The following is a 20,351-nucleotide window of genomic DNA, read 5'->3' as shown; positions in this document are numbered from 1 at the left end:
GAACGTTGCAGGCCTTATCCGGCCTACAACCACGCAGAGATTACGCTGATGCGATATTCGCCGCATATTTTGCAACGGTTGCTTTCGCGCCGTTGGCAAGCAGCGACAGATACGCTTCTTTCACCTTATCCGTAAACAGCTCAACGTGCGGCAATTCGTTACCGAAAATCGCATCAATGGCCAGCAGCGCCTGAACGCGACTTTCCCCTTCTTCACTGCCCTGAACCGCTTGCTGAATAACCGGCAGCAGCGGATCGCTAATTTCAATCGGATTCCCCTGCTCATCAACGCCGCCAACGTAACGCATCCAGCCCGCCACGCCTAAGGCCAGCAGGTCGAAACGGCTGTTATGCGCGATATGCCAGCGAACGGAGTCCAGCATACGCTGCGGCAGTTTCTGGCTACCGTCCATCGCAATTTGCCAGGTACGGTGAAGCAACGCCGGGTTGCTGTAGCGCGCGATCAGCAAATCGGCATAACGCTTCAGATCCACCCCCTTCACTTTCAGCGTCGGCGCCTGTTCCTGCAACATCAACGCATGCGCGGCCAGGCGGTAATTCTCATCTTCCATGCAGTCATTAATGTGCTGATAGCCCGCCAGATACCCGAGGTACGCCAGGAATGAGTGACTGCCATTAAGCATACGCAGTTTCATCTCTTCGAACGGGATAACATCTGCCACCAGTTCAGCGCCCGCTTTTTCCCATTCAGGGCGACCCGCGACAAAATTATCCTCAATCACCCACTGACGGAACGGTTCACACGCCACACCCGCAGGATCGCGTACGCCGGTTAACTGTTCGATCTTATCCAGCGTGTCAGCCGTCACCGCCGGTACAATACGATCAACCATCGTGGACGGGAACGTCACATGTTGCTCAATCCACGCGGCCAGCTCTGCATCTACCGCACGGGCATAGGCAGTAACCACATTGCGCATGACGTGTCCATTTTCAGGCATGTTATCGCAGGACATCACGGTAAATGGCGCCTGGCCAGCCGCTTTACGACGCGCCAGCGCTTCCACCACCACGCCAGGCGCGGACTTCGGCTGCTGCGGGTTTTGCAGATCGGCGGCGATCATCGGGTGATCCAGCATCAACTGACCGGTCGCCGGAGAGTGGCAGTACCCTTTTTCTGTTATCGTCAGGGAAACAATCGCCACCTGCGGCTCGCACATGGCGGCCAGGACGGTTTCCAGACCGTCAACCTGCGCGTGCAGCGCGTTTTTTACCACCCCAACAACCCTTGAGGTCCAGGCATCCGCTGACATTTCCGCCACGGTATACAGGTTGTCTTGCTGTTTCAGGTCGGCAATCTGCTGCTCGCCGCCAATCAGGTTGACTTCACAATATCCCCAGTCGCTGTTGTGTTCCGCCGCGAGGATATCCGCGTAGACACCCTGATGCGCGCGATGGAATGCGCCAAAGCCCAAATGCACAATGCGAGGAACCAGTCTGGCGCGATCGTAATGAGGAAGCGAAGCCTTAGCCGTTAAGAGCTTGTTTTGCATGGTATGACCTATTGTATGAATGAATTCAGGACCGTCTCAGAGTAACGCCTGTAGGGTTGTATGATTTGATTTGAATTAAGCTTTTTGCAATTGGTATGACATCATTTTAAAGTTATGTGACAACATGACCGAAATTCAACACTCCCTGTCCATTCCGGTCATGCCCTGTGCGACGTTACCCTACCTGCGTTGCCGAACCCTGAACGCTACTTGCCGCCTTTAGGTCCGCTGCATCCTCCAGCACGCTCAGATCGCGATCTCTCACTTCCGGCATCAAAATCGCTGAAATTAAGCCGATAAGAGAATAGGCAATGATCATCGCTAATATAGGCAACCAGGAATCGGTCATATTACAGAAAATACCTGCCAGTACAGGACCAAATCCAACGGCGACTAAGCCACCGGCTTCTTTTGAAATCGCCATCCGGGTAAAGCGATTACGCGAACCAAACATCTCGGCCATCGTAATGTTTTCCAGCGCGAAGAGACCCAGCACGGCAAAGTTATGAATAACAATAAGCGCGGTCATAATCACGCCGGGGCTATAGGTTTTATCCACGATGATAGACAACATCGGGTACGCAAGAATAATCGCAGATATATTCAATAAAATATAAGGCAGGCGACGGCCATATTTATCAGATAACCACCCTAAAAGTGGAATAGTAATAAAACCAATGACAGAGCTAATCATTAACGCGTCGGTAGGAATCGCCTTATTGAATAATAACGTCTGCACTAAATATCCTGCAAGGAATGTCTGAATTAACCCAGAATTGCCCGCCTGACCGAAACGTAAACCAGTTGCCAGCCAGAAGGATTTACTGCTAAACATGGCACCCAATGTGTTTTCTGATGCGTTATTTAACGCCGGCGCATTTTCGCTTTCATTGACCTTTTCAAATACCGGGCTTTCTTTGAGGTTCATACGCAGCCAGATAGCGAAGATCATGACAACAACGCTCGCCAGGAATGGGATACGCCATCCCCAGGCCAGAAGCTGTTCTCTGTCAAGCGCAAAGAACATCACTGCCCAGATTGCCGTTGCGCTCAGCGTACCGCAGTTTGTTCCCATTGCGACAAGCGAGGAAATAATGCCGCGTTTCCCTTTAGGCGCATACTCAGCCAGCATCGTTCCCGCCCCGGAGATCTCCGCCCCGGCGCCTAACCCCTGAACAATACGTAACGTCACCAGTAAAACAGGCGCAAATATACCAATTTGCGCATAGGTCGGCAGAACCCCAATGAGGGTTGTACAAATCCCCATCATGGTGATAGTGATAAACAAGACCTTTTTACGCCCAATACTGTCGCCCATTTTTCCGAAAATAAACGCGCCGACAATACGTGCGATATATCCTGCGCCATAGGTTCCCATCGCCAGAATAAGCGCCATTGCGGCGGACTGTTCCGGGAAAAATATTTCATGGAAAACTAATGCAGCGCCCAGAGAATATAACTGGAAATCCATAAATTCAAGGGCGGTTCCCAGCCAACCGGATACGGCGGCTCTGATTAAATCTTTTGTTGACCGTTCATGTTTTTGTTGAGTCATATTGGCAATCTCTAAGAGGTAAGATGCGTACCACTCTCTCGCATTTATTAATATTATTCAGAGAATGTGAGTAAAACCTTGCAGCAGTGCCGTTGGTCTTTCTCAAACAATTCAATCGCGTCAGTGACATGGTGATAATTAAACGTATGCGTGACGAGCTTATCGGGATCGATCAGACCTTTTTCCAGCCAGCCAATAACGACCGGGAATTTATTCGCATTCAAACGGGAGGAATAAATTGACAGCTCCTTGCCGGTAATCCCCTGCTGCACAATCTGGCAAGGATCGCTGGAGAACCCCATCAGTACAATGCGCGCGGCGGGCGACGCCAGCGAGATAGCTTCTTGTAAAATAGACGGATGACACGCCGCATCGACGATCAGCGTCGGTTTTAACCCTTTTTCATCCAGGAAATCTTGCAGAGATTGCTGTCCATTATTGATAACCCAGTCGGCGCCGCTTTCTTTCGCCATCTCCAGTCGTTCATCAATACGATCGGCAACAATCACCTCTTTAACGTTATAAACGCCCTTCAGCGCCTGAACCGTCGTCAGTCCCATCGGCCCTGCGCCATAAATCAGCGCAATATCGTTCTCTGTCGGATTAACCTGCCCGGTGACGTTCGCCGCAATGGTGAAAGGTTCAACCATCACCGCGTGCTTATCAGCAATGGCATCCGGGATCGTAAACGCGTTTTTCGCCGGAACGACCGCATATTCACTAAATCCGCCGTCGCGGTGTACGCCCAGAACAACCAGCGAGGTACATACATTGGGCTTGCCTATTGAACAGGGATAGCAATGCCCGCAACTGATGACGGGATCGACCGATACGCGTTCCCCCACTCTGGCGTGGCTAACACCTTCGCCTACGGCGTCAATCACACCAAAAAATTCATGCCCGATAACACGCGGATACTTTGCAAAAGGATTATGCCCACGATAGATATGGCTATCAGAACCGCAGATCCCCGCCAGTTTCACTTTAACCCGAACGTCCCCGGCCGCAGGCTCAGGGATAGGACGCTCCGCTAAAACCAGCGTGTCAGGTTTTTCAATCACTATACTTTTCATGTCATATCACTCCTTACCAGTTCCACAACGTGCCATCTTCCAGACGGGCGACCGGCAAATACGCAGGGTCATACGGATATTTCGCCGCCAGTTTTTCATCAAACTCAATACCAAGACCTGGCTTGTCGCCTGGGTGCATATAGCCGTTATCGAACGTCCAGCTATGCGGGAAGACATCAAGCATTTGTTCGGAGTACCCCATGTATTCCTGAACGCCAAAGTTAGGCACCCACAGATCAAAGTGAAGCGCTGCGGCCATGCAAACCGGCGACAAATCAGAAGGCCCATGAGACCCCGTGCGCACCTGGTAAAGCGAGGCAAAATCCGCAATGCGGCGCATCCCCGTAATGCCGCCGGCATGGGTAATGGTGGTGCGGATATAGTCAATCAGTTGCTCTTCAATGAGCTGCTTGCAGTCCCAGATGCTGTTGAACACTTCCCCGACGGCAATCGGCGTCACCGTATGCTGACGAATCAGACGGAAGCATTCCTGGTTTTCCGCAGGCGTCGGGTCTTCCATCCAGAACAGACGATAATCCTCAACGCGCTTACCAAAACGGGCGGCTTCAATCGGCGTCAGGCGGTGGTGCATGTCGTGAAGCAAATGCTCTTCAAAACCAAATTCAGCACGTACGGCGTCAAACAGTTTCGGCGTGAAATCGAGATATTTCTCGGTTGACCAGAGTTGCTCTTCCGGCCACTGGCCTTTCGTAGCGGGTTCGTAGGCCAGACCTTTGCCTTTAGACATGCCGTAGGTGGTTTTCATACCCGGCACGCCGCACTGCACGCGAATCGCTTTAAACCCCATCTCTTTGTGACGCGCATAATCTTCCAGCACATCATCAATGGTGTGACCCGTCGTGTGGCAATAGACCATCACGCCTTCGCGGGATGCGCCGCCCAGCAACTGATACAGCGGCATGTTGGCGGCTTTCGCTTTGATATCCCACAGCGCCATGTCAACGGCAGAAATAGCAGACATCGTGACCGGCCCGCGACGCCAGTAGGCGCCTTTATAAAAGAACTGCCAGATATCTTCGATACGGTGCGCATCGCGGCCAATAAGCTGCGGGCAAAGGTGATCTTTCAGATAGGATGCCACCGACAGCTCACGGCCATTCAGGGTAGCGTCGCCCAGGCCGGTGATACCGTCCTCGGTGGTGATTTTCAGCGTGACAAAGTTACGTCCCGGACATGTGACAAAAACTTCAGCCCCTACAATCTTCATTGTTGTTCCTTACATCTCTTCTGTGCGATGCAGGAAATTTACACACCTGAACTACTACCATACAAGTATAATGATCAAAAAATCGCTCATCGATCACAAAATAAGGCGCTTAAGCGCGCCCCCACCCGGCAACGATAATCAGCATTCCACAGAGTGCGATCAGTGCGCCTGACCAGTCATAAAGACTGAGTCTGACGCCGTCAACAAAGCGTAACCATAACAGCGCAGTACAGACATAGACCCCGCCATAAGCCGCATAGACGCGGCCGCTGGCGGCCGGATGCAACGTCAGCAGCCAGACAAATAACGCCAGTGAGACTCCCGCCGGAACCAGCAGCCAGGCCGTCGCGCCCCGCTTCAACCATAGCCAGGGCAGAAAACAGCCCACGATTTCGCACAGTGCGGTCATGAAAAAAAGAAGTGTTGTTTTTAGCATCATCATCATTGCGTTACGTCAGGTTTAAGCATGATACGCCAGAATAGCGCCTTCGTATCCATACCCGCAGGATGGGTATGCCCTGCGCCAGGAATGGTGTAGAATTTAAACAAGTTTTGTCCCTCTATCATGAAAGGAATTAACCATGAACAATACACTTAGCAAACGCCTGTGCCTGACGGCAATGCTTGCGCTGGGTGCTGTCGTGTATACCACCTCCGCATTCGCGAATACCAGCAAACTGATCATTGAATCTGGAGACAGCGCGCAAAGCCGCCAACACGCAGCCATGGAAAAGGAACAATGGAATGATACCCGCAGCCTGCGCCAGAAAGTGAACACGCGCACGGAGAAAGAGTGGGACAAAGCCGACGCCGCGTTTGATAACCGCGACAAGTGCGAGCAGAGCGCCAACCTTAACGCGTACTGGGAACCGAATACGCTGCGTTGCCTGGATCGTCGTACTGGCCGTACCGTTGCGCCATAACAGTGCGTTGAGCGACAGACGGTAAGGACACAAAATGACCCACGCCAACAGTGTTAAGTTGCGCCCGCTGGAGCGCGAAGATTTACGATTCGTCCACCAGCTTGATAACAACGCCAGCGTAATGCGTTACTGGTTTGAAGAGCCGTACGAAGCGTTTGTCGAGCTGTCTGACCTGTATGATAAGCACATTCATGACCAGAGCGAACGGCGCTTTGTCGTGGAGTGCAACGGCGAAAAAGCCGGTCTGGTCGAACTGGTAGAAATTAATCACGTTCACCGCCGGGCTGAGTTTCAAATCATCATCTCGCCGGAATACCAGGGAAAAGGGCTGGCTTCGCGCGCAGCGAAGCTGGCGATGGACTACGGATTCACCGTACTCAACCTTTATAAGCTGTATCTGATCGTTGATAAAGAAAACGAAAAAGCCATTCACATTTACCGTAAGTTAGGTTTTATGGTTGAAGGTGAACTGATTCATGAGTTCTTTATCAATGGCCAATACCGCAACACCATTCGTATGTGCATTTTCCAGCAGCAATATCTGGACGATCACAAAACGCCGGGCTCAAGCCTGCTGAAGCCTACCGCACAGTAAGCCGCTACCCGGCTGTGTCAGACACAGCCGGGTAATAATCAATCGTATTTTTAATGGTATAGCTCCGCGCAACGGCGGGTTCGACGCTTTCATCAACGATCACAAGCTGGCAGTTGATCGGATTGGCGTAATTATCATATTCACACGTCTGCTTCACATTGCCTAACGGGCGATCGTTTAGCAGGCTGACCGCCGTATAGTCGAGCTTTTTAAGCGGGTCCGCCGACGGTTTTGCATCAATAGATAACGTTTTGTCTTTACTGATGGTGGTCTTACCCAACGGATACCCTTCCGCATCATAGCGGTATTGTACCTTCGTCTCTCTTCCCGTTGCGGAAACAACAAAACCGTTATCGTCCGTATCCCAGACCACGCCTGCCGAGGGCAACTCCGCCAACTGACATTTCCCCTGCAAGCGCACTCTTTTCTCCATCGTCTCGGCATCGCGGTAGTAGTTTGCATCCAGTACCAACGCCAACCCGGTATTGTTTTCCAGATCGTGCAGTTCCAGCGTATCAAAGCAGCCTTCCTGCGAAAGCGTTCCGCTGATGCGCTTCGTCACTTCCCCTTTGTCGTTCATCAACGTCTGGCTGAAATCTTTAACCGGGCCGCGCAACGGATCAAAATCGAACTCATTGGAAAAGCTGGCCATTTCCGGGGTAAAGGAGACCAGAACAGTGGCGTTATCACATCCAACAAGCAGCACACACAGAAAGCTCACCAGGGTCTGTTTCTTCACGTTATTCACCAGGATAAGGAGATGATTCTCAATCATATTAGCAAATACAGTTGTTTACACTAGAAATGCTAAGCTTTCATTATCGTGTTCATAAAAGGAGTGAATGATGAAAATCTCAGCAGGAATTGCAGCGTGTCTGCTCATCGTCGCCTCCCCGCAGGTACTGGCGGCGCCGGAGTCATGTGAAAGAGTCAAAAGCGACATCGAACAGCGCATCATTAACAATGGTGTGGCGGAGTCCAGTTTTACGTTAACTATTGTTCCTAATGACCAGGCGGATCAGCCCGATTCCCAGGTCGTAGGCCACTGTGCAAACGATACCCATAAAATTTTGTATACCCGCACCAGCAGCGGAAACGCCCCCGCCAGTACCAGTCCTTCTCAGGACGGGCATGCTGTCGAACCTCAATAACAGATAAGAGCCTGATATACCAGGCTCTTACTCCCTCTTAGAAAGATTCCCTCAATTTTGACATGGATTAATAACCCCTACCTATAAGGGGTTAAAATCACTCTTTCATTAGTATCCTATTAATTTCGTTATAAACATAATTATATAACGATAACTATAATGGAGTGAATTATGTCCGATGTTGAACAACAGGGAGGCATCAGCCGCAGGACGTTAGTGAAATCCACCGCGATAGGATCGCTGGCGCTCGCTGCCGGAGGGGTCTCCTTGCCTTTCGGGATGCGTACCGCTGCGGCTGCCGTGCAGCAGGCAATCCAGCCCGCTAAAGACAAAGTGGTCTGGGGAGCATGTTCGGTCAACTGCGGTAGCCGCTGCGCCCTACGTCTCCACGTCAAAGATGATGAAGTCTGGTGGGTGGAAACCGACAACACTGGCGAAGATGTCTATGGCAATCACCAGGTGCGCGCTTGCCTGCGCGGACGTTCAATCCGTCGGCGAATTAACCATCCTGATCGCCTCAACTACCCGATGAAACGCACAGGCAAACGCGGCGAAGGAAAATTTGAGCGCATCAGTTGGGAAGAAGCGCTGGATACCATCAGCAACAGCCTGAAAAACACGGTCGATAAATACGGTAACGAGGCGGTGTACATTAACTACACCTCCGGTATCGTCGGCGGCAACATCACCCGCTCCTCGCCTTACGCCTCTCTGGTGGCCCGCCTGATGAACTGTTACGGCGGTTTTCTTAGCCACTATGGCACCTACAGCACCGCGCAAATCGCGGCGGCTATGCCCTACACCTATGGTTCGAACGAGGGTAACAGCACCTCCGATATCGAAAACACCAAACTGGTGGTGATGTTCGGTAATAACCCGGCAGAAACCCGTATGAGCGGCGGCGGAATTACCTGGTTCCTGGAACAGGCCAGGGAACGTTCAAATGCGCGCATGATCGTTATCGATCCACGCTATACCGATACCGCGGCAGGACGTGAAGACGAATGGATACCTATTCGTCCCGGCACCGATGCCGCGCTGGTCGCCGGACTGGCCTGGGTGCTCATCACCGAAGATCTTGTCGACCAGCCTTTCCTCGACAACTACTGCGTGGGTTACGACGAAAAAACGCTACCGGCCGATGCGCCAGCGAATGGTCACTATAAAGCCTATATTCTGGGCCAGGGCGAAGACGGCACGGCCAAAACGCCTGAGTGGGCGTCGCGCATTACCGGTATTCCGGCGGATCGCATCATTAAGCTCGCCAGAGAGATTGGCGCAGCTAAACCGGCCTGTATTTGTCAGGGATGGGGCCCGCAGCGTCAGGCGAACGGTGAACTCACCGCACGCGCGATTGCGATGCTGCCGATTCTGACGGGCAATGTCGGTATTCACGGCGGGAACAGCGGCGCGCGCGAATCCACCTACACCATCACCATTGAACGCATGCCGTTACCGGAAAACCCGGTAAAAACGCAGATCTCCGTGTTTACCTGGACGGACGCCATTGCCCGCGGCCCGGAAATGACCGCCCTGCGCGACGGCGTGCGCGGTAAAGAAAAGCTGGATGTGCCGATCAAGTTCATCTGGAACTTCAAGGACTTGAAGCGGACCCTTAGTAGGCCTGAGGTCCTGCATTGAGTCAAGGACTTTGTGTCAGGCTTTGTGTCAGGCTTTGTGTCAGCCTTGTGTCATTAGACGGGATGTCTAGACGGCTGGTCAGGACCCCGGTGGCCTCTTTGTCAGGACTCAGGGTGGCACCGGGGAACATTGGTGTCTTAATTGTATTGAATGAGGTCTCTAACTTTTGGTCCAAAACTCATCGTACCCTGACTGTAAGCACGACCACCAGCACCAGCTTCAGCAGGAAGACGACAAGATAGACTTTATGCAGGTCCATGCGCCATCCTGTTATGTTATATTATTACATTAAACAAGGTCCAGACCGAAGTCCAGACCATAGTTATTAATTACATTGATAATCCACCACCTGAAGTCCTGCCAACATTCAGCCCAGCCTTACCCATGCTAGGAGTCTTAACCGGGGTGTCGCTCTGTGTCTCCACCACTGGTGACGCATCAGGCTCTACAGGAAGCTCCACAGCAGGCGCAGGGACCGGAGGTGATACGGATGTACCACCACCAGCAGAGAAGCCCTTAGCGATGGACCGGAGGCCCTTACTGACGCTCTTACCCATTATTCAGCCTTGGTGAACTTCAGGCGTTTGACTACAGGCAGGACTGCGGTTGCAGCGCCAGTGTCCAGCTTAACTGTCGTAGCAGCTTCAGCGACAACGAACACCTTACCGAGGATTTCCAGAGAGTGAGACTGGGTGTCACCATCACGAGACAGGACGACCGTAATATTTTCACCGTCGTGACGGAAGCAGCCGAAGCTCAGGGCCGTGAAGCGTTTAGCCAGCATGAATACGCCTTTGTCTTCACCGTTGTAATACGCGATGTCGGTACCCAGCATATCCACGATAGCGTCTTCACCAGAGAAGCCCTGTTTAGCAGCCAGACGGGACAGCGCTTTCAGTTGGGACTCATGGGCGATGATGCCGTAATCAGACACTTCAGAGCCGAAAGAGGACTCGGTGTTCTCAAACAGAGCGTCCATGATAGCGTCTGCCTTAGTGGTCAGGCTTCCAGTCAGGACTGGCAGCTCTACGGTCTTCAGCAGCTTGGAGGACTCCAGAACGTCAACCATGCGAGCGTTGATGGTACGGACCACATTCTCACAGATGTTCATAGCGTCCTGCTGGAGTGTGCCATGAGTGAAACCAGTGGAGGACTTGGCGTCCCACAGTTTAGTTTGCTCCGAGATGAGGATTGCCTGTTCGATAGGTTCGACGACAATCTCCTGACCAGACGGAACGGTCACGACTTCAGGTCGCTCACCACCGCGTACAGGGACGACCACAGAGCGGTCAGACAGAGTGTGGGCGATGATTGGGGTAGGCAGGCTATTGCGGGTAGGCAGGACTTCTACAGGGAACGGAATGTTATCCTGAGCGTCTTTAAGTACACCGTTCAGCATAGCCTTAACCGTCTTAGCTAACTGGAGGGCATAGACCTGTGGGTCAGCGTTAGTTGGCAGACCTCCGTTAACCTGAATGTTGTCGGTGTCGGTGATACGTACTGGCTCAATGCCGAACTGGAAAGCGTCTTTAGTCATAGTCATAATAATCAATCTCCTAAATTAGTTTGGATACTGTGGGTCCCGACATCGGGTCAGGACCACTTGTGTGTCTGTGTCTTAGAGGCTGTCCATCCAGTTACCGCCTGACTCAATGTCAGCGACAATAGCGGCACGGGAGCGACCAGCGGAATGGGTAGCACTGCGGAGGTTCTCACCATAGGTCCGGCGCTCAGCTTTGACCTGTTCGCGGCGCTGTAGCTCTTTCTGCCACTCTGCATCGGTCATGTTCTCTTCACGCATACGCTCAGCCTGAATGCGCTGCTCTTTAGCGATACGCTCAGCCTCGGCTCGCTTGTTCTGCTGGCGACGTTGGTAGGCGGTCATCAGGTCATTACTGAAGAAGTTACCAATGGTCACGCCAGCTTCAGCCAGAGCTTCCAGTAACTCCATCGCCTCGCGGCTGGTGGACGGTAAGCCTGACAGGTAGCCCGGAATCAGGGTCTTGATAGCGAAGGACAGTGGGTAGGACTGACCGTCCAGACTCACAGTATTCTCGTAGAGATTGATGTCGGTGACTGACAGTTTCCAGTCGTTGTTGTTGAATAACATAAGGTGGTACTCCTATTGAGAAGGTGAGAATTATCGGTATCGCAGACACAGTTATGCCTACGGGTCTCCCCGCATCGGTCATTCTCAAAAGGTGTTTAAATTAGGTTCATCCGGAGATTTCCGGAAGGTTAAGACTCCAGTTCACTAGCTGCGCTAGACTTCGCAAAGGCTCGACGTAACTGATTATTCAAATCACGGTCGACCAGCATTGCTATCAGCTCGTCACGGCTGTAGTAAGGACGCTCAGGGTCTTCGACTCCAAGTCTCAGCAGAGACAGCAGATGACGTGTGGGCAGGACACGGTAACGAAGGGTCGCTTTGCCGATAGGTGTACGAGGGTCAATCATAGCCATGATTACTTACCTCCACTCACAGCGACCAGCGGTCACAGCTTGATAGTCTGAATACTCAGCCTGTGAGACTTCACGTCCGGCGATGTAGAGGCCTGTGCCATGACGCTGGATGAATTCCTTGGTCTCCGGCTTGATGTCCTCAGCAGACGCTACAGCAGACTGCACGGTGGCGCTGGAGGTCATAGACACGAAGGCTCGGGTTACTGCCAGTCCGTACCCAAGGTCCAACCACCGACCGAACTCTATAGCGGCTACTGGGTCAGCCAGCCACGAGGTCCCTAAGTGACCCATGTTAATCTTTTTAACAAACCCGTTTTCTGGGTTGGTTAGACTTCTACCAGCCTTGGTCCTCATGAAGCGAGCAACCTCGGTACTACGGTTATCTTCTACCTTACCAATCTGAATGCCTACCCGGCGTATCTCATCCAGTCGAAACAATCCGTCCTGACTGGTGATGTCCTGACCGAAGATATGAATGGTGTATTCCTGCTTATTGTCAGAAGTCATAAGAGGCACCTCCCGCCAGAGCTTCGGCAAAGGACTTGAAGCGCTGTTCTTGGTCAGCTTTCGCCTGAAGGCGTTCGGCATCAGGTGGGACCAGCTTATCAAAGGTGCCGTTTTCGTAATCTTCAGTTAGGACCTGAAGGCGGCGGGACCATTTGCTCTCCACCTGCATCATCGCGTTAGAGATGTGCTTCAAGTCGGCATCAGAGCGTGACGCTATCCAATCCATCTCTTCTGAGTCACCCTCACAGGTGTAAGGATTGTTGAAATAGAAGATGTCCTGTAGGCCACGCTTCAGCTCTTCCTCGGTGTGTGTCTGGAGGTATGACTGGATAGGCTCCGCGTACATCTCCCGGATTTTCTCATAGTCCCAGTCTTCCGCTTGGGCATACCATCGGGATAACTTCAGCAGGTCTAAGTTATAGCGACAGCAATCGACACTGGACTCTGCATTGGTCAGCAGGATGATTAAGAACTGGCGGTTAGTTACAGGTAATTCGGTATTCATACAAAGATGCTCCTTTGGTAAAGCACTTTCTGTCTCCACATGGAGTCCGCACCATTCAGACGCATCCTAAACGGACCCCCATCAGAAAGTGCTTAACGAAAGTGAATGGTTAAATGTTGACGGTCTGGAGTGACCGGGTGTCTCCATATGTATAAAGGCGGGACCGCATGTCAGGACGAGTTGTAAGGACTTCCAGATGGTGAGCGGTGATAAACTTAAGCCAATGAGTAGTGAGTAGACGAGCTACTAACAGACGACTAAAGAACGCTAACGAGCTGGAGGTCGATACAGGAGGTCTGACAGAGGCGGTCACGGGCCTTGATTACTTAGGAGAGATACTTAATGTCGGTTGACCAGATGCTCGCATGTTCTGACGCATCAGACTCAGAGGCGGAAGCAGGTCTCCCTATAGTGATAGTTTAGGGTCCGTAATCATGAACCAGCTTTACTGGCGTGGTACTGGACGGATTTACTGGCGCTGACGACGGCAGCATAGACGTAGCGAGCGTAGCGAGTTGAAACCATAGGTTCACCCAAGGCAACACGCTTACGGCTCAGGGACTCCTGCACAGCGCTTACAGTTAATGTGTCGTGCGTTAGTAGTTGGGTCAGAATCAAGTATGGGCTGACAGGCTTGGTATTGCTTGCCATTGATTCGCTCAGGCGACCAGCACCAGTAAGGACATCATCCAGCCAGCCACTCAAGTCACCCTGACCATCGAATGACAGCAGGTCCCCGCAGTGCTGCTGCAAGTAGGCTTTGGTGAACGTGTTGTCGTGAGTTGCGATTGGTCGTGCCATAGAGTATCTCCTGTCGTTGAATTAGTTGGTTCCCCTATAGTGATAATCAAGTCCACCACTGGTGATACATACAGTAGCGCGACAGGATGTGACTCACAGGCTGGACTGGATGTCAAGGATTAAGGCGACCCTAGGAATTAAGGAAGTAAATATAAAGAGGGAGGACCGGATGTGACTCACAGGTTGGACCGAATGTCAAGGACTAAAGACGCCTCAGGAATTAAGGAAGTATATATAAAGAGAGACCAGAGGCGACTCACAGTCAAACAGGAATGTCAAGAGGAGACCATAGGAATTTGGAGGGACCTGAGTTAGGGAACCAGTTTAAATAAGACAACAGACAGACTTAAAGTCGGACAGCCGAAGGCGAACCGGTGGACCTATAGTCAGGAGGGATTATGATTATTATCACCCTCCCTAACTTCAGTCAGACTTCAGTGACCCAAGGTCTCAACCATCAAGCCGTATATGGTCTACACCTTGGGTCTTCCTACTTAAAGTAAAGCTGTCTTCAGCACCTCAGCCAGCCTACCAACAGCGTGTCCTTTCCCGTACAGGTCATACGTAATGGACTGACTACTGTGACCTAAGATGCCCTGAGCGTCCACCAGATTAACTCCACGCTCTTTCATTCGTGTAGCCAGCCAATGCCTCAGACTGTGGAGAGAGACATCCGTAGCGTCTCCCAGAGCTTCAGTCATGACCCTTGAGTTAAACCAGCTTGAGTATGCGCTTGGAGTCATCCCGAAGAGAGGACCCTCGTCAGGCTGCATGTCTACCCATTCGAGGAAGGACTTCAGGTCAAGACCACAGGCCCCATCGGTCAACGGCACAAGTCGGACTGAATGCTTGTTCTTCACAGACTTACCTTCCCCATCTTCATTGATGTCGATACAGACCAGCCCATTGTCCAAGGTTACAATGTCACGTTTAGTCAGGTGGCAGACCTCAGCAGACCTAGCTCCAGTGACCACAGATACCAGAGACGCCCATCTACGGGCCTCAGAGGTCGTGTGAGCCGTGTGTCGTGTGAACTGATACTCAGACTCAACACGGACCAGAAGTCTCTCCAGCTCCTCGTCAGTGAATGCTCTACGCTTGGAGTCTACATCCTTAGTTAACTTCATGCGCTCAATCGGGTTGCGGCCCTCAAGTTGCCCATTCATCAGGCCATAGTCCAGACACATCTTCGCCTTAGTCAGCAGCTTGTTAATCGTCGACGGTCTCACCTCAGAAGCCAGCATAGCGTCCCTGACAGCCAGCCACTCAGAGCGAGACATCAGGTCCATGTCTTCAGGCAGGAACCGGGAGACAGTATTTAGTGAGGACGAGAGGTCCTTGTAGCTGGAGGACTTCAGGGTCTGGACCTTCTCAGCCAGCAGCGAGGACACTAGCTCAGAAAAACTACAGATAGCTGGTTGGTCAGCGATAGTGACCTCAGGTTGGCGCTCCTGTGTGAAAACTACTGGTCTATCCCCCTGCTCATTCTTCAGAATTGACGTAGAGTCGCCTATAGTTGAGTAATCAGTATGGTTATTATCATCAATCAGCTTAATCAGACCAGAGGTATCACCAGTGTCTACCCTCTGCTGTGCTGCGGTCAGGACTTCAAGCGCTAACCTTATGCCCTTCTGCTGGTCCAGACTTAAGGCTTGCGTAGCGGCTAGCTCCCTCAGGTTGGACTTCTCGTCGACCAGAGTAGCGACCTCAAGTCCATTCCAGTAATCGTCACTAGCGTCTGTCAGGAACTGCTCAGCCATAGACCGGAGATGCTCTGTAAGCTCCTGTAGTGAGACTTCAGGCCTATCCAACATGAAGGCCTTAGCTGTGGCTGCGAGCTCTCTCTGACGCATTGTGGCTACTCTCCTGTCTGTGCTTCGGGTCGATACTGAAAGAAACGGGATGGTCTGTCCCTTGAGTCTGAAGCGGATAGTATATCGACCATTGGCTCTACGGACTAACTGAGGCTTAGCTACGCTGAGTAGATTGATTTGTGTCAGCCTTGTGTCAGGGCTTGAGGTGTAGACTTGCTGATACAGATAGGGAGACCCAGAGGAAAAACTGGATGGATATACAGTGTTATCATGATTAATGTCAGTCATATCAGGACCTTAAGTAGCGTTGAGTCAACTACTTCAAGTCCGTCCATCCGTCTGACAGTGGAGTCCATCTGGAATTACGCGGGCAATACCATCACCAACCAGCATTCGGATATCAATAAAACACACGCGATCCTGCAAGACGAATCAAAGTGCGAAATGATCGTGGTCATCGACAACTTTATGACCTCTTCCGCGAAATACGCCGATATTCTGTTGCCGGACCTGATGACGGTCGAACAGGAAGACATCATTCCTAACGACTACGCGGGCAATATGGGTTATTTAATCTTCATCCAGCCCGCGACCGCCCCTAAATTCGAGCGTAAGCCCATTTACTGGATAATGAGCGAAGTCGCGAAGCGGCTGGGCCCGGACGTGCACCAGAGGTTTACCGAGGGGCGAACCCAGGAACAGTGGCTGCAATATCTGTACGCCAAAATGCTGGCTAAAGACCCGGAGTTACCGGGCTATGACGAGCTGAAAAAAATGGGGATCTACAAGCGTAAAGATCCCAACGGCCATTTCGTGGCCTATAAAAAATTCCGTGAAGACCCACAGGCAAACCCGCTGAAAACGCCGTCCGGCAAGATAGAAATTTACTCCAGCCGCCTGGCTAAAATCGCCCAAACCTGGGAGCTGGAAAAAGGCGACGTCATCAGCCCGCTTCCCATTTATGCTTCAACGTTCGAAGGATGGGACGATCCTAAGCGCAGCGTATTCCCACTGCAACTCTTTGGTTTTCATTATAAATCACGCACGCACTCCTCTTACGGCAACATTGATGTTCTCAAATCCGCCTGCCGTCAGGAAGTCTGGATTAACCCCGTGGATGCGCAAAAACGCGGTATCGCCAACGGGGATATGGTGCGGGTATTTAACGATCGCGGTGAAGTCCGCATTCCGGCGAAAGTCACGCCACGCATTCTCCCCGGCGTGAGCGCGATGGGCCAGGGCGCCTGGCACGATGCCGATATGTCAGGCGACCGCATCGATCATGGCGCCTGCGTGAATACGTTAACGACGCAGCGCCCCTCTCCGCTGGCGAAAGGAAATCCGCAGCACACCAATCTGGTCGAAATCGAGAAAGTGTAACCCCCATCCCCTGAAACGATTACAGGCGTTTCGGGGGATGTGTTCGCACGTCCATCGGTCATGCGAACAAACCAACGTCCTGTAAAAACAAATTTTATAAATCGCGTTTCTTTTTTTTAATCAATAAGCAAAGTGAGTAACTATGAAAATCACCACGCCTGAGGCGCTCATGACGGCCACTATCAGCCGTCGTAGTCTGGTGAAAACATCCGCCATTAGCGGTCTCGCGCTCGCCAGTAGCGCCTTCACGCTTCCTTTCTCCCGAATCGCCCGCGCCGCTGACGGCCTTTCGCCTGCGCCAGTGGAAGAAAAAGCGGTCTGGAGTTCCTGTACCGTCAACTGCGGGAGTCGCTGTCTGCTACGGCTGCATGTGAAAGATGATGCGGTGTACTGGGTCGAGTCCGACACCACCGGCGATGACGTCTACGGCAATCATCAGGTGCGGGCCTGCCTGCGCGGACGCTCGATCCGTCGCCGCATGAATCACCCGGATCGCCTTAAATACCCGATGAAACGCGTCGGTAAACGCGGCGAAGGCAAATTTGAACGTATCAGCTGGGACGAAGCGCTGGATACCATTGGCGACAACCTGAAGCGTATTCTGAAAGACTACGGCAACGAAGCCGTACATGTGCTGTATGGCACCGGCGTGGATGGCGGGAACATCACGAACTCCAACGTGCCTTATCGTCTGATGAACTCATGCGGCGGTTATCTCAGCCGTTACGGCAGCTACAGTACCGCACAAATCAGCGCCGCAATGAGTTATATGTTCGGCACGAATGACGGCAACAGCCCGGATGACATCGCCAACAGTAAACTGGTGGTAATGTTCGGCAACAACCCGGCAGAAACGCGCATGAGCGGCGGCGGCGTGACCTACTATGTGGAACAGGCTCGCGAACGCTCCAACGCCAGAATGATCGTCATCGATCCGCGTTATAACGATACGGCGGCGGGTCGCGAAGATGAATGGCTCCCTATTCGTCCCGGTACTGATGCCGCGCTGGCGGCGGGGATCGCCTGGGTGCTCATCACCGAAAATCTGATCGACAAGCCTTTCCTCGATAAATACTGCGTCGGTTACGACGAAACGACCTTACCCGCCAGCGCGCCGCGTAATGCGCACTATAAAGCCTATATTCTGGGCGATAGCCCGGACGGTATTGCCAAAACACCGGAATGGGCCGCGCATATCACCAGTATCCCGGCGGAAAAAATCATCCAGCTGGCACGGGAAATCGGCTCGGCAAAACCGGCGTATATCTGTCAGGGCTGGGGGCCGCAGCGTCACTCCAATGGCGAACAGACTGCGCGCGCGATCGCCATGCTCTCTATCCTGACCGGCAACGTCGGGATCAACGGCGGCAACTCCGGCGTGCGTGAAGGCACCTGGGACCTCGGCGTAGAGTGGTTTTCTATGCTGGATAACCCGGTAAAAACGCAGATCTCCGTCTTTACCTGGACAGACGCCATCGATCATGGCGCGGAAATGACCGCCACACGCGACGGCGTGCGCGGTAAAGATAAGCTTGACGTCCCGATCAAATTTATGTGGTGCTACGCCAGCAATACGCTGATTAACCAGCATGGCAACATCGCCCACACCCATGACGTATTACAGGACGACAGCAAGTGCGAAATGATCGTCGGGATTGAGCACTTCATGACGGCGTCCGCCAAATACTGCGACATTCTGCTGCCGGATCTGATGCCAACGGAACAGGAAGATCTTATTTCGCACGAATCCGCAGGCAACATGGGTTATGTCATCCTGGGGCAACCGGCCACCTCACCAAAATTTGAAAGAAAGCCGATCTACTGGACGCTGAGCGAAATCGCCAGACGCCTCGGCCCGGACGTCTACCAGACATTTACGGAAGGCCGTACCCAGCACGAGTGGGTGAAATACCTGCATGCCAAAACCAAAGCGCGTAACCCGGAAATGCCGGACTACGAAGAGATGAAAACCACCGGCATCTTCAAGAAAAAATGCCCGGAGGAACACTATGTCGCCTTCCGCGCATTCCGCGAAGATCCTGCCTCCAGTCCGCTGAAAACGCCATCAGGGAAGATTGAAATCTACTCCGAGCGGCTGGCGACCATCGCCGACACCTGGGAGCTGGAAAACGATGAGATCGTTCATCCGCTGCCCGCCTATGCGCCAGGGTTTGATGGCTGGGACGATCCCATCCGAATAACCTATCCACTGCAATTGACCGGCTTCCACTATAAAGCCCGCACCCACTCCAGCTACGGCAATATTGACGTGTTGCAGCAAGCGTGCCCGCAAGAGATCTGGATTAACCCCATTGACGCGAAAGCGCGCAACATCAAACAGGGCGACACGGTGCGCGTATTTAACAATAACGGGCAGATGCTGATCCCGGCAAAAGTCACGCCGCGCATTTTGCCGGGCGTTACCGCCATCGGGCAAGGCGCCTGGCTCAAGGCGGATATGTTTGGCGACCAGGTCGATCACGGCGGTTCCATCAACATTCTGACATCACATCGTCCTTCTCCGCTGGCGAAGGGGAACCCGTCTCACAGCAATCTCGTTCAGGTTGAGAAGGTATAAGGAGTAACCGATGACAACCCAATATGGATTTTTTATTGACTCCAGTCGTTGCACCGGTTGCAAAACCTGCGAACTGGCCTGCAAAGACTACAAAGATTTAACCCCGGACGTCAGCTTCCGCCGCATCTATGAATATGCGGGCGGCGACTGGCAGGAGGATAACGGCGTCTGGCACCAGAATGTCTTTGCCTACTATCTTTCCATCTCCTGCAACCACTGCGAAGACCCGGCCTGCACGAAAGTGTGCCCGAGTGGCGCGATGCACAAACGCGAGGACGGCTTTGTGGTGGTGGATGAGGACGTCTGCATCGGCTGTCGCTACTGCCATATGGCCTGCCCGTACGGTGCGCCGCAGTACAACGCCGCCAAAGGCCACATGACCAAATGCGACGGTTGTCATGACCGCGTTGCCGACGGCAAAAAACCGATCTGCGTCGAGTCCTGCCCGCTGCGCGCGCTGGACTTTGGCCCGATAGAAGAGCTGCGGAAAAAACATGGCACGCTGGCGGCCGTTGCGCCGCTGCCGGGCGCGCACTTCACCAGACCGAACATTGTGATTAAACCCAACGCCAACAGCCGCCCGACCGGGGATACCACGGGTTATCTGGCAAATCCGAAGGAGGT

General features: G+C 52.6%; 18 protein-coding genes and 2 pseudogenes. 7 read left to right on the top strand and 13 right to left on the bottom strand.

Annotated elements, in window-relative coordinates:
• Positions 1-40: 40 nt before the first annotated feature.
• The 5 genes from OGX93_RS03325 to OGX93_RS03305 all read right to left on the bottom strand — a co-directional run bounded on the left by OGX93_RS03325 (position 41) and on the right by OGX93_RS03305 (position 5,805).
• Complete coding sequence (locus OGX93_RS03325) at positions 41-1,513, bottom strand: mannitol dehydrogenase family protein (protein ID WP_286449510.1); 1,473 nt, start codon at positions 1,511-1,513, stop codon at positions 41-43.
• Positions 1,514-1,688: 175 nt separating this feature from the next.
• Complete coding sequence (locus OGX93_RS03320) at positions 1,689-3,068, bottom strand: MFS transporter (RefSeq protein WP_012132446.1); 1,380 nt, start codon at positions 3,066-3,068, stop codon at positions 1,689-1,691.
• 53 nt (positions 3,069-3,121) lie between these two features.
• Entirely contained in the window at positions 3,122-4,141 is a 1,020-nt protein-coding gene (locus tag OGX93_RS03315; protein WP_012132447.1) for a Zn-dependent oxidoreductase, read from the bottom strand.
• A 13-nt stretch (positions 4,142-4,154) separates the two neighbouring features.
• On the bottom strand, positions 4,155-5,369 hold the full coding sequence (gene rspA, locus OGX93_RS03310; protein WP_012132448.1) for a starvation-sensing protein RspA: 1,215 nt from the start codon (positions 5,367-5,369) through the stop codon (positions 4,155-4,157).
• Between the two features lie 109 nt (positions 5,370-5,478).
• On the bottom strand, positions 5,479-5,805 hold the full coding sequence (locus OGX93_RS03305; protein WP_024130346.1) for a YnfA family protein: 327 nt from the start codon (positions 5,803-5,805) through the stop codon (positions 5,479-5,481).
• A 145-nt stretch (positions 5,806-5,950) separates the two neighbouring features.
• Here OGX93_RS03305 and OGX93_RS03300 point away from each other — a divergent pair, with 145 nt between their 5' ends.
• Positions 5,951-6,292, top strand: coding sequence for a DUF1283 family protein (locus OGX93_RS03300; protein WP_012132450.1), 342 nt, complete (start codon positions 5,951-5,953; stop codon positions 6,290-6,292).
• A gap of 34 nt (positions 6,293-6,326) precedes the next feature.
• Entirely contained in the window at positions 6,327-6,887 is a 561-nt protein-coding gene (gene speG / locus OGX93_RS03295) for a spermidine N1-acetyltransferase (protein ID WP_012132451.1), read from the top strand.
• Positions 6,888-6,891: 4 nt separating this feature from the next.
• On the opposite strand, the gene OGX93_RS03290 is transcribed toward speG, so the two are convergent.
• Positions 6,892-7,626, bottom strand: coding sequence for a YnfC family lipoprotein (locus OGX93_RS03290; protein WP_286449506.1), 735 nt, complete (start codon positions 7,624-7,626; stop codon positions 6,892-6,894).
• Between the two features lie 103 nt (positions 7,627-7,729).
• Between OGX93_RS03290 and OGX93_RS03285 the strand changes: the two genes are divergently transcribed.
• Together OGX93_RS03285 and OGX93_RS03280 are read left to right on the top strand one after the other, a co-directional pair.
• Complete coding sequence (locus tag OGX93_RS03285; RefSeq protein WP_012132453.1) at positions 7,730-8,038, top strand: DUF1161 domain-containing protein; 309 nt, start codon at positions 7,730-7,732, stop codon at positions 8,036-8,038.
• 171 nt (positions 8,039-8,209) lie between these two features.
• Positions 8,210-9,634 (top strand): annotated as a pseudogene (locus OGX93_RS03280) (molybdopterin-dependent oxidoreductase); the annotation flags it as partial.
• Between the two features lie 601 nt (positions 9,635-10,235).
• Here the strand turns inward: OGX93_RS03280 and OGX93_RS03275 are convergent.
• The 7 genes from OGX93_RS03275 to OGX93_RS03245 form a co-directional block, all read right to left on the bottom strand.
• Positions 10,236-11,222 (bottom strand): hypothetical protein, encoded by a 987-nt coding sequence (locus OGX93_RS03275; protein ID WP_078309553.1) that lies wholly within the window; start codon positions 11,220-11,222, stop codon positions 10,236-10,238.
• A gap of 75 nt (positions 11,223-11,297) precedes the next feature.
• Positions 11,298-11,789, bottom strand: a complete 492-nt coding sequence (locus OGX93_RS03270) for a DUF6971 family protein (protein ID WP_078309555.1) — start codon at positions 11,787-11,789, stop codon at positions 11,298-11,300.
• A gap of 128 nt (positions 11,790-11,917) precedes the next feature.
• Entirely contained in the window at positions 11,918-12,142 is a 225-nt protein-coding gene (locus OGX93_RS03265; RefSeq protein WP_286487771.1) for a hypothetical protein, read from the bottom strand.
• Between the two features lie 6 nt (positions 12,143-12,148).
• Positions 12,149-12,649, bottom strand: a complete 501-nt coding sequence (locus tag OGX93_RS03260) for a hypothetical protein (RefSeq protein ID WP_000199921.1) — start codon at positions 12,647-12,649, stop codon at positions 12,149-12,151.
• The gene (locus tag OGX93_RS03255; RefSeq protein WP_001091024.1) at positions 12,639-13,154 is read right to left on the bottom strand and encodes a hypothetical protein; all 516 of its coding nucleotides are present in this window, start codon (positions 13,152-13,154) and stop codon (positions 12,639-12,641) included. The genes OGX93_RS03260 and OGX93_RS03255 overlap by 11 nt, the downstream gene beginning before the upstream one ends.
• A gap of 432 nt (positions 13,155-13,586) precedes the next feature.
• Positions 13,587-13,955 carry a hypothetical protein gene (locus tag OGX93_RS03250; RefSeq protein WP_000113586.1) on the bottom strand — a complete coding sequence of 123 codons (369 nt, stop codon included), beginning with the start codon at positions 13,953-13,955 and terminating at the stop codon, positions 13,587-13,589.
• 494 nt (positions 13,956-14,449) lie between these two features.
• On the bottom strand, positions 14,450-16,057 hold the full coding sequence (locus OGX93_RS03245) for a site-specific integrase (protein ID WP_170955165.1): 1,608 nt from the start codon (positions 16,055-16,057) through the stop codon (positions 14,450-14,452).
• Positions 16,058-16,114: 57 nt separating this feature from the next.
• Here OGX93_RS03245 and OGX93_RS03240 point away from each other — a divergent pair.
• The 3 genes and pseudogenes from OGX93_RS03240 to OGX93_RS03230 all read left to right on the top strand — a co-directional run.
• Positions 16,115-17,149, top strand: a pseudogene (locus OGX93_RS03240) (molybdopterin dinucleotide binding domain-containing protein); the annotation flags it as partial.
• Between the two features lie 142 nt (positions 17,150-17,291).
• Positions 17,292-19,727 (top strand): selenate/tellurate reductase subunit YnfF, encoded by a 2,436-nt coding sequence (ynfF, locus tag OGX93_RS03235; RefSeq protein WP_049011015.1) that lies wholly within the window; start codon positions 17,292-17,294, stop codon positions 19,725-19,727.
• A 10-nt stretch (positions 19,728-19,737) separates the two neighbouring features.
• The coding region (locus OGX93_RS03230; RefSeq protein ID WP_012132456.1) for a dimethylsulfoxide reductase iron-sulfur subunit DmsB at positions 19,738-20,351 on the top strand (614 nt) is incomplete at its 3' end.

This window comes from Citrobacter sp. CK195 (assembly GCF_030333365.1).
GTDB classification, from domain to species: domain Bacteria; phylum Pseudomonadota; class Gammaproteobacteria; order Enterobacterales; family Enterobacteriaceae; genus Citrobacter_B; species Citrobacter_B koseri.
Note: the sequence above shows the minus strand (reverse complement) of the source record. Positions and strands in the feature narration are given on the sequence as shown.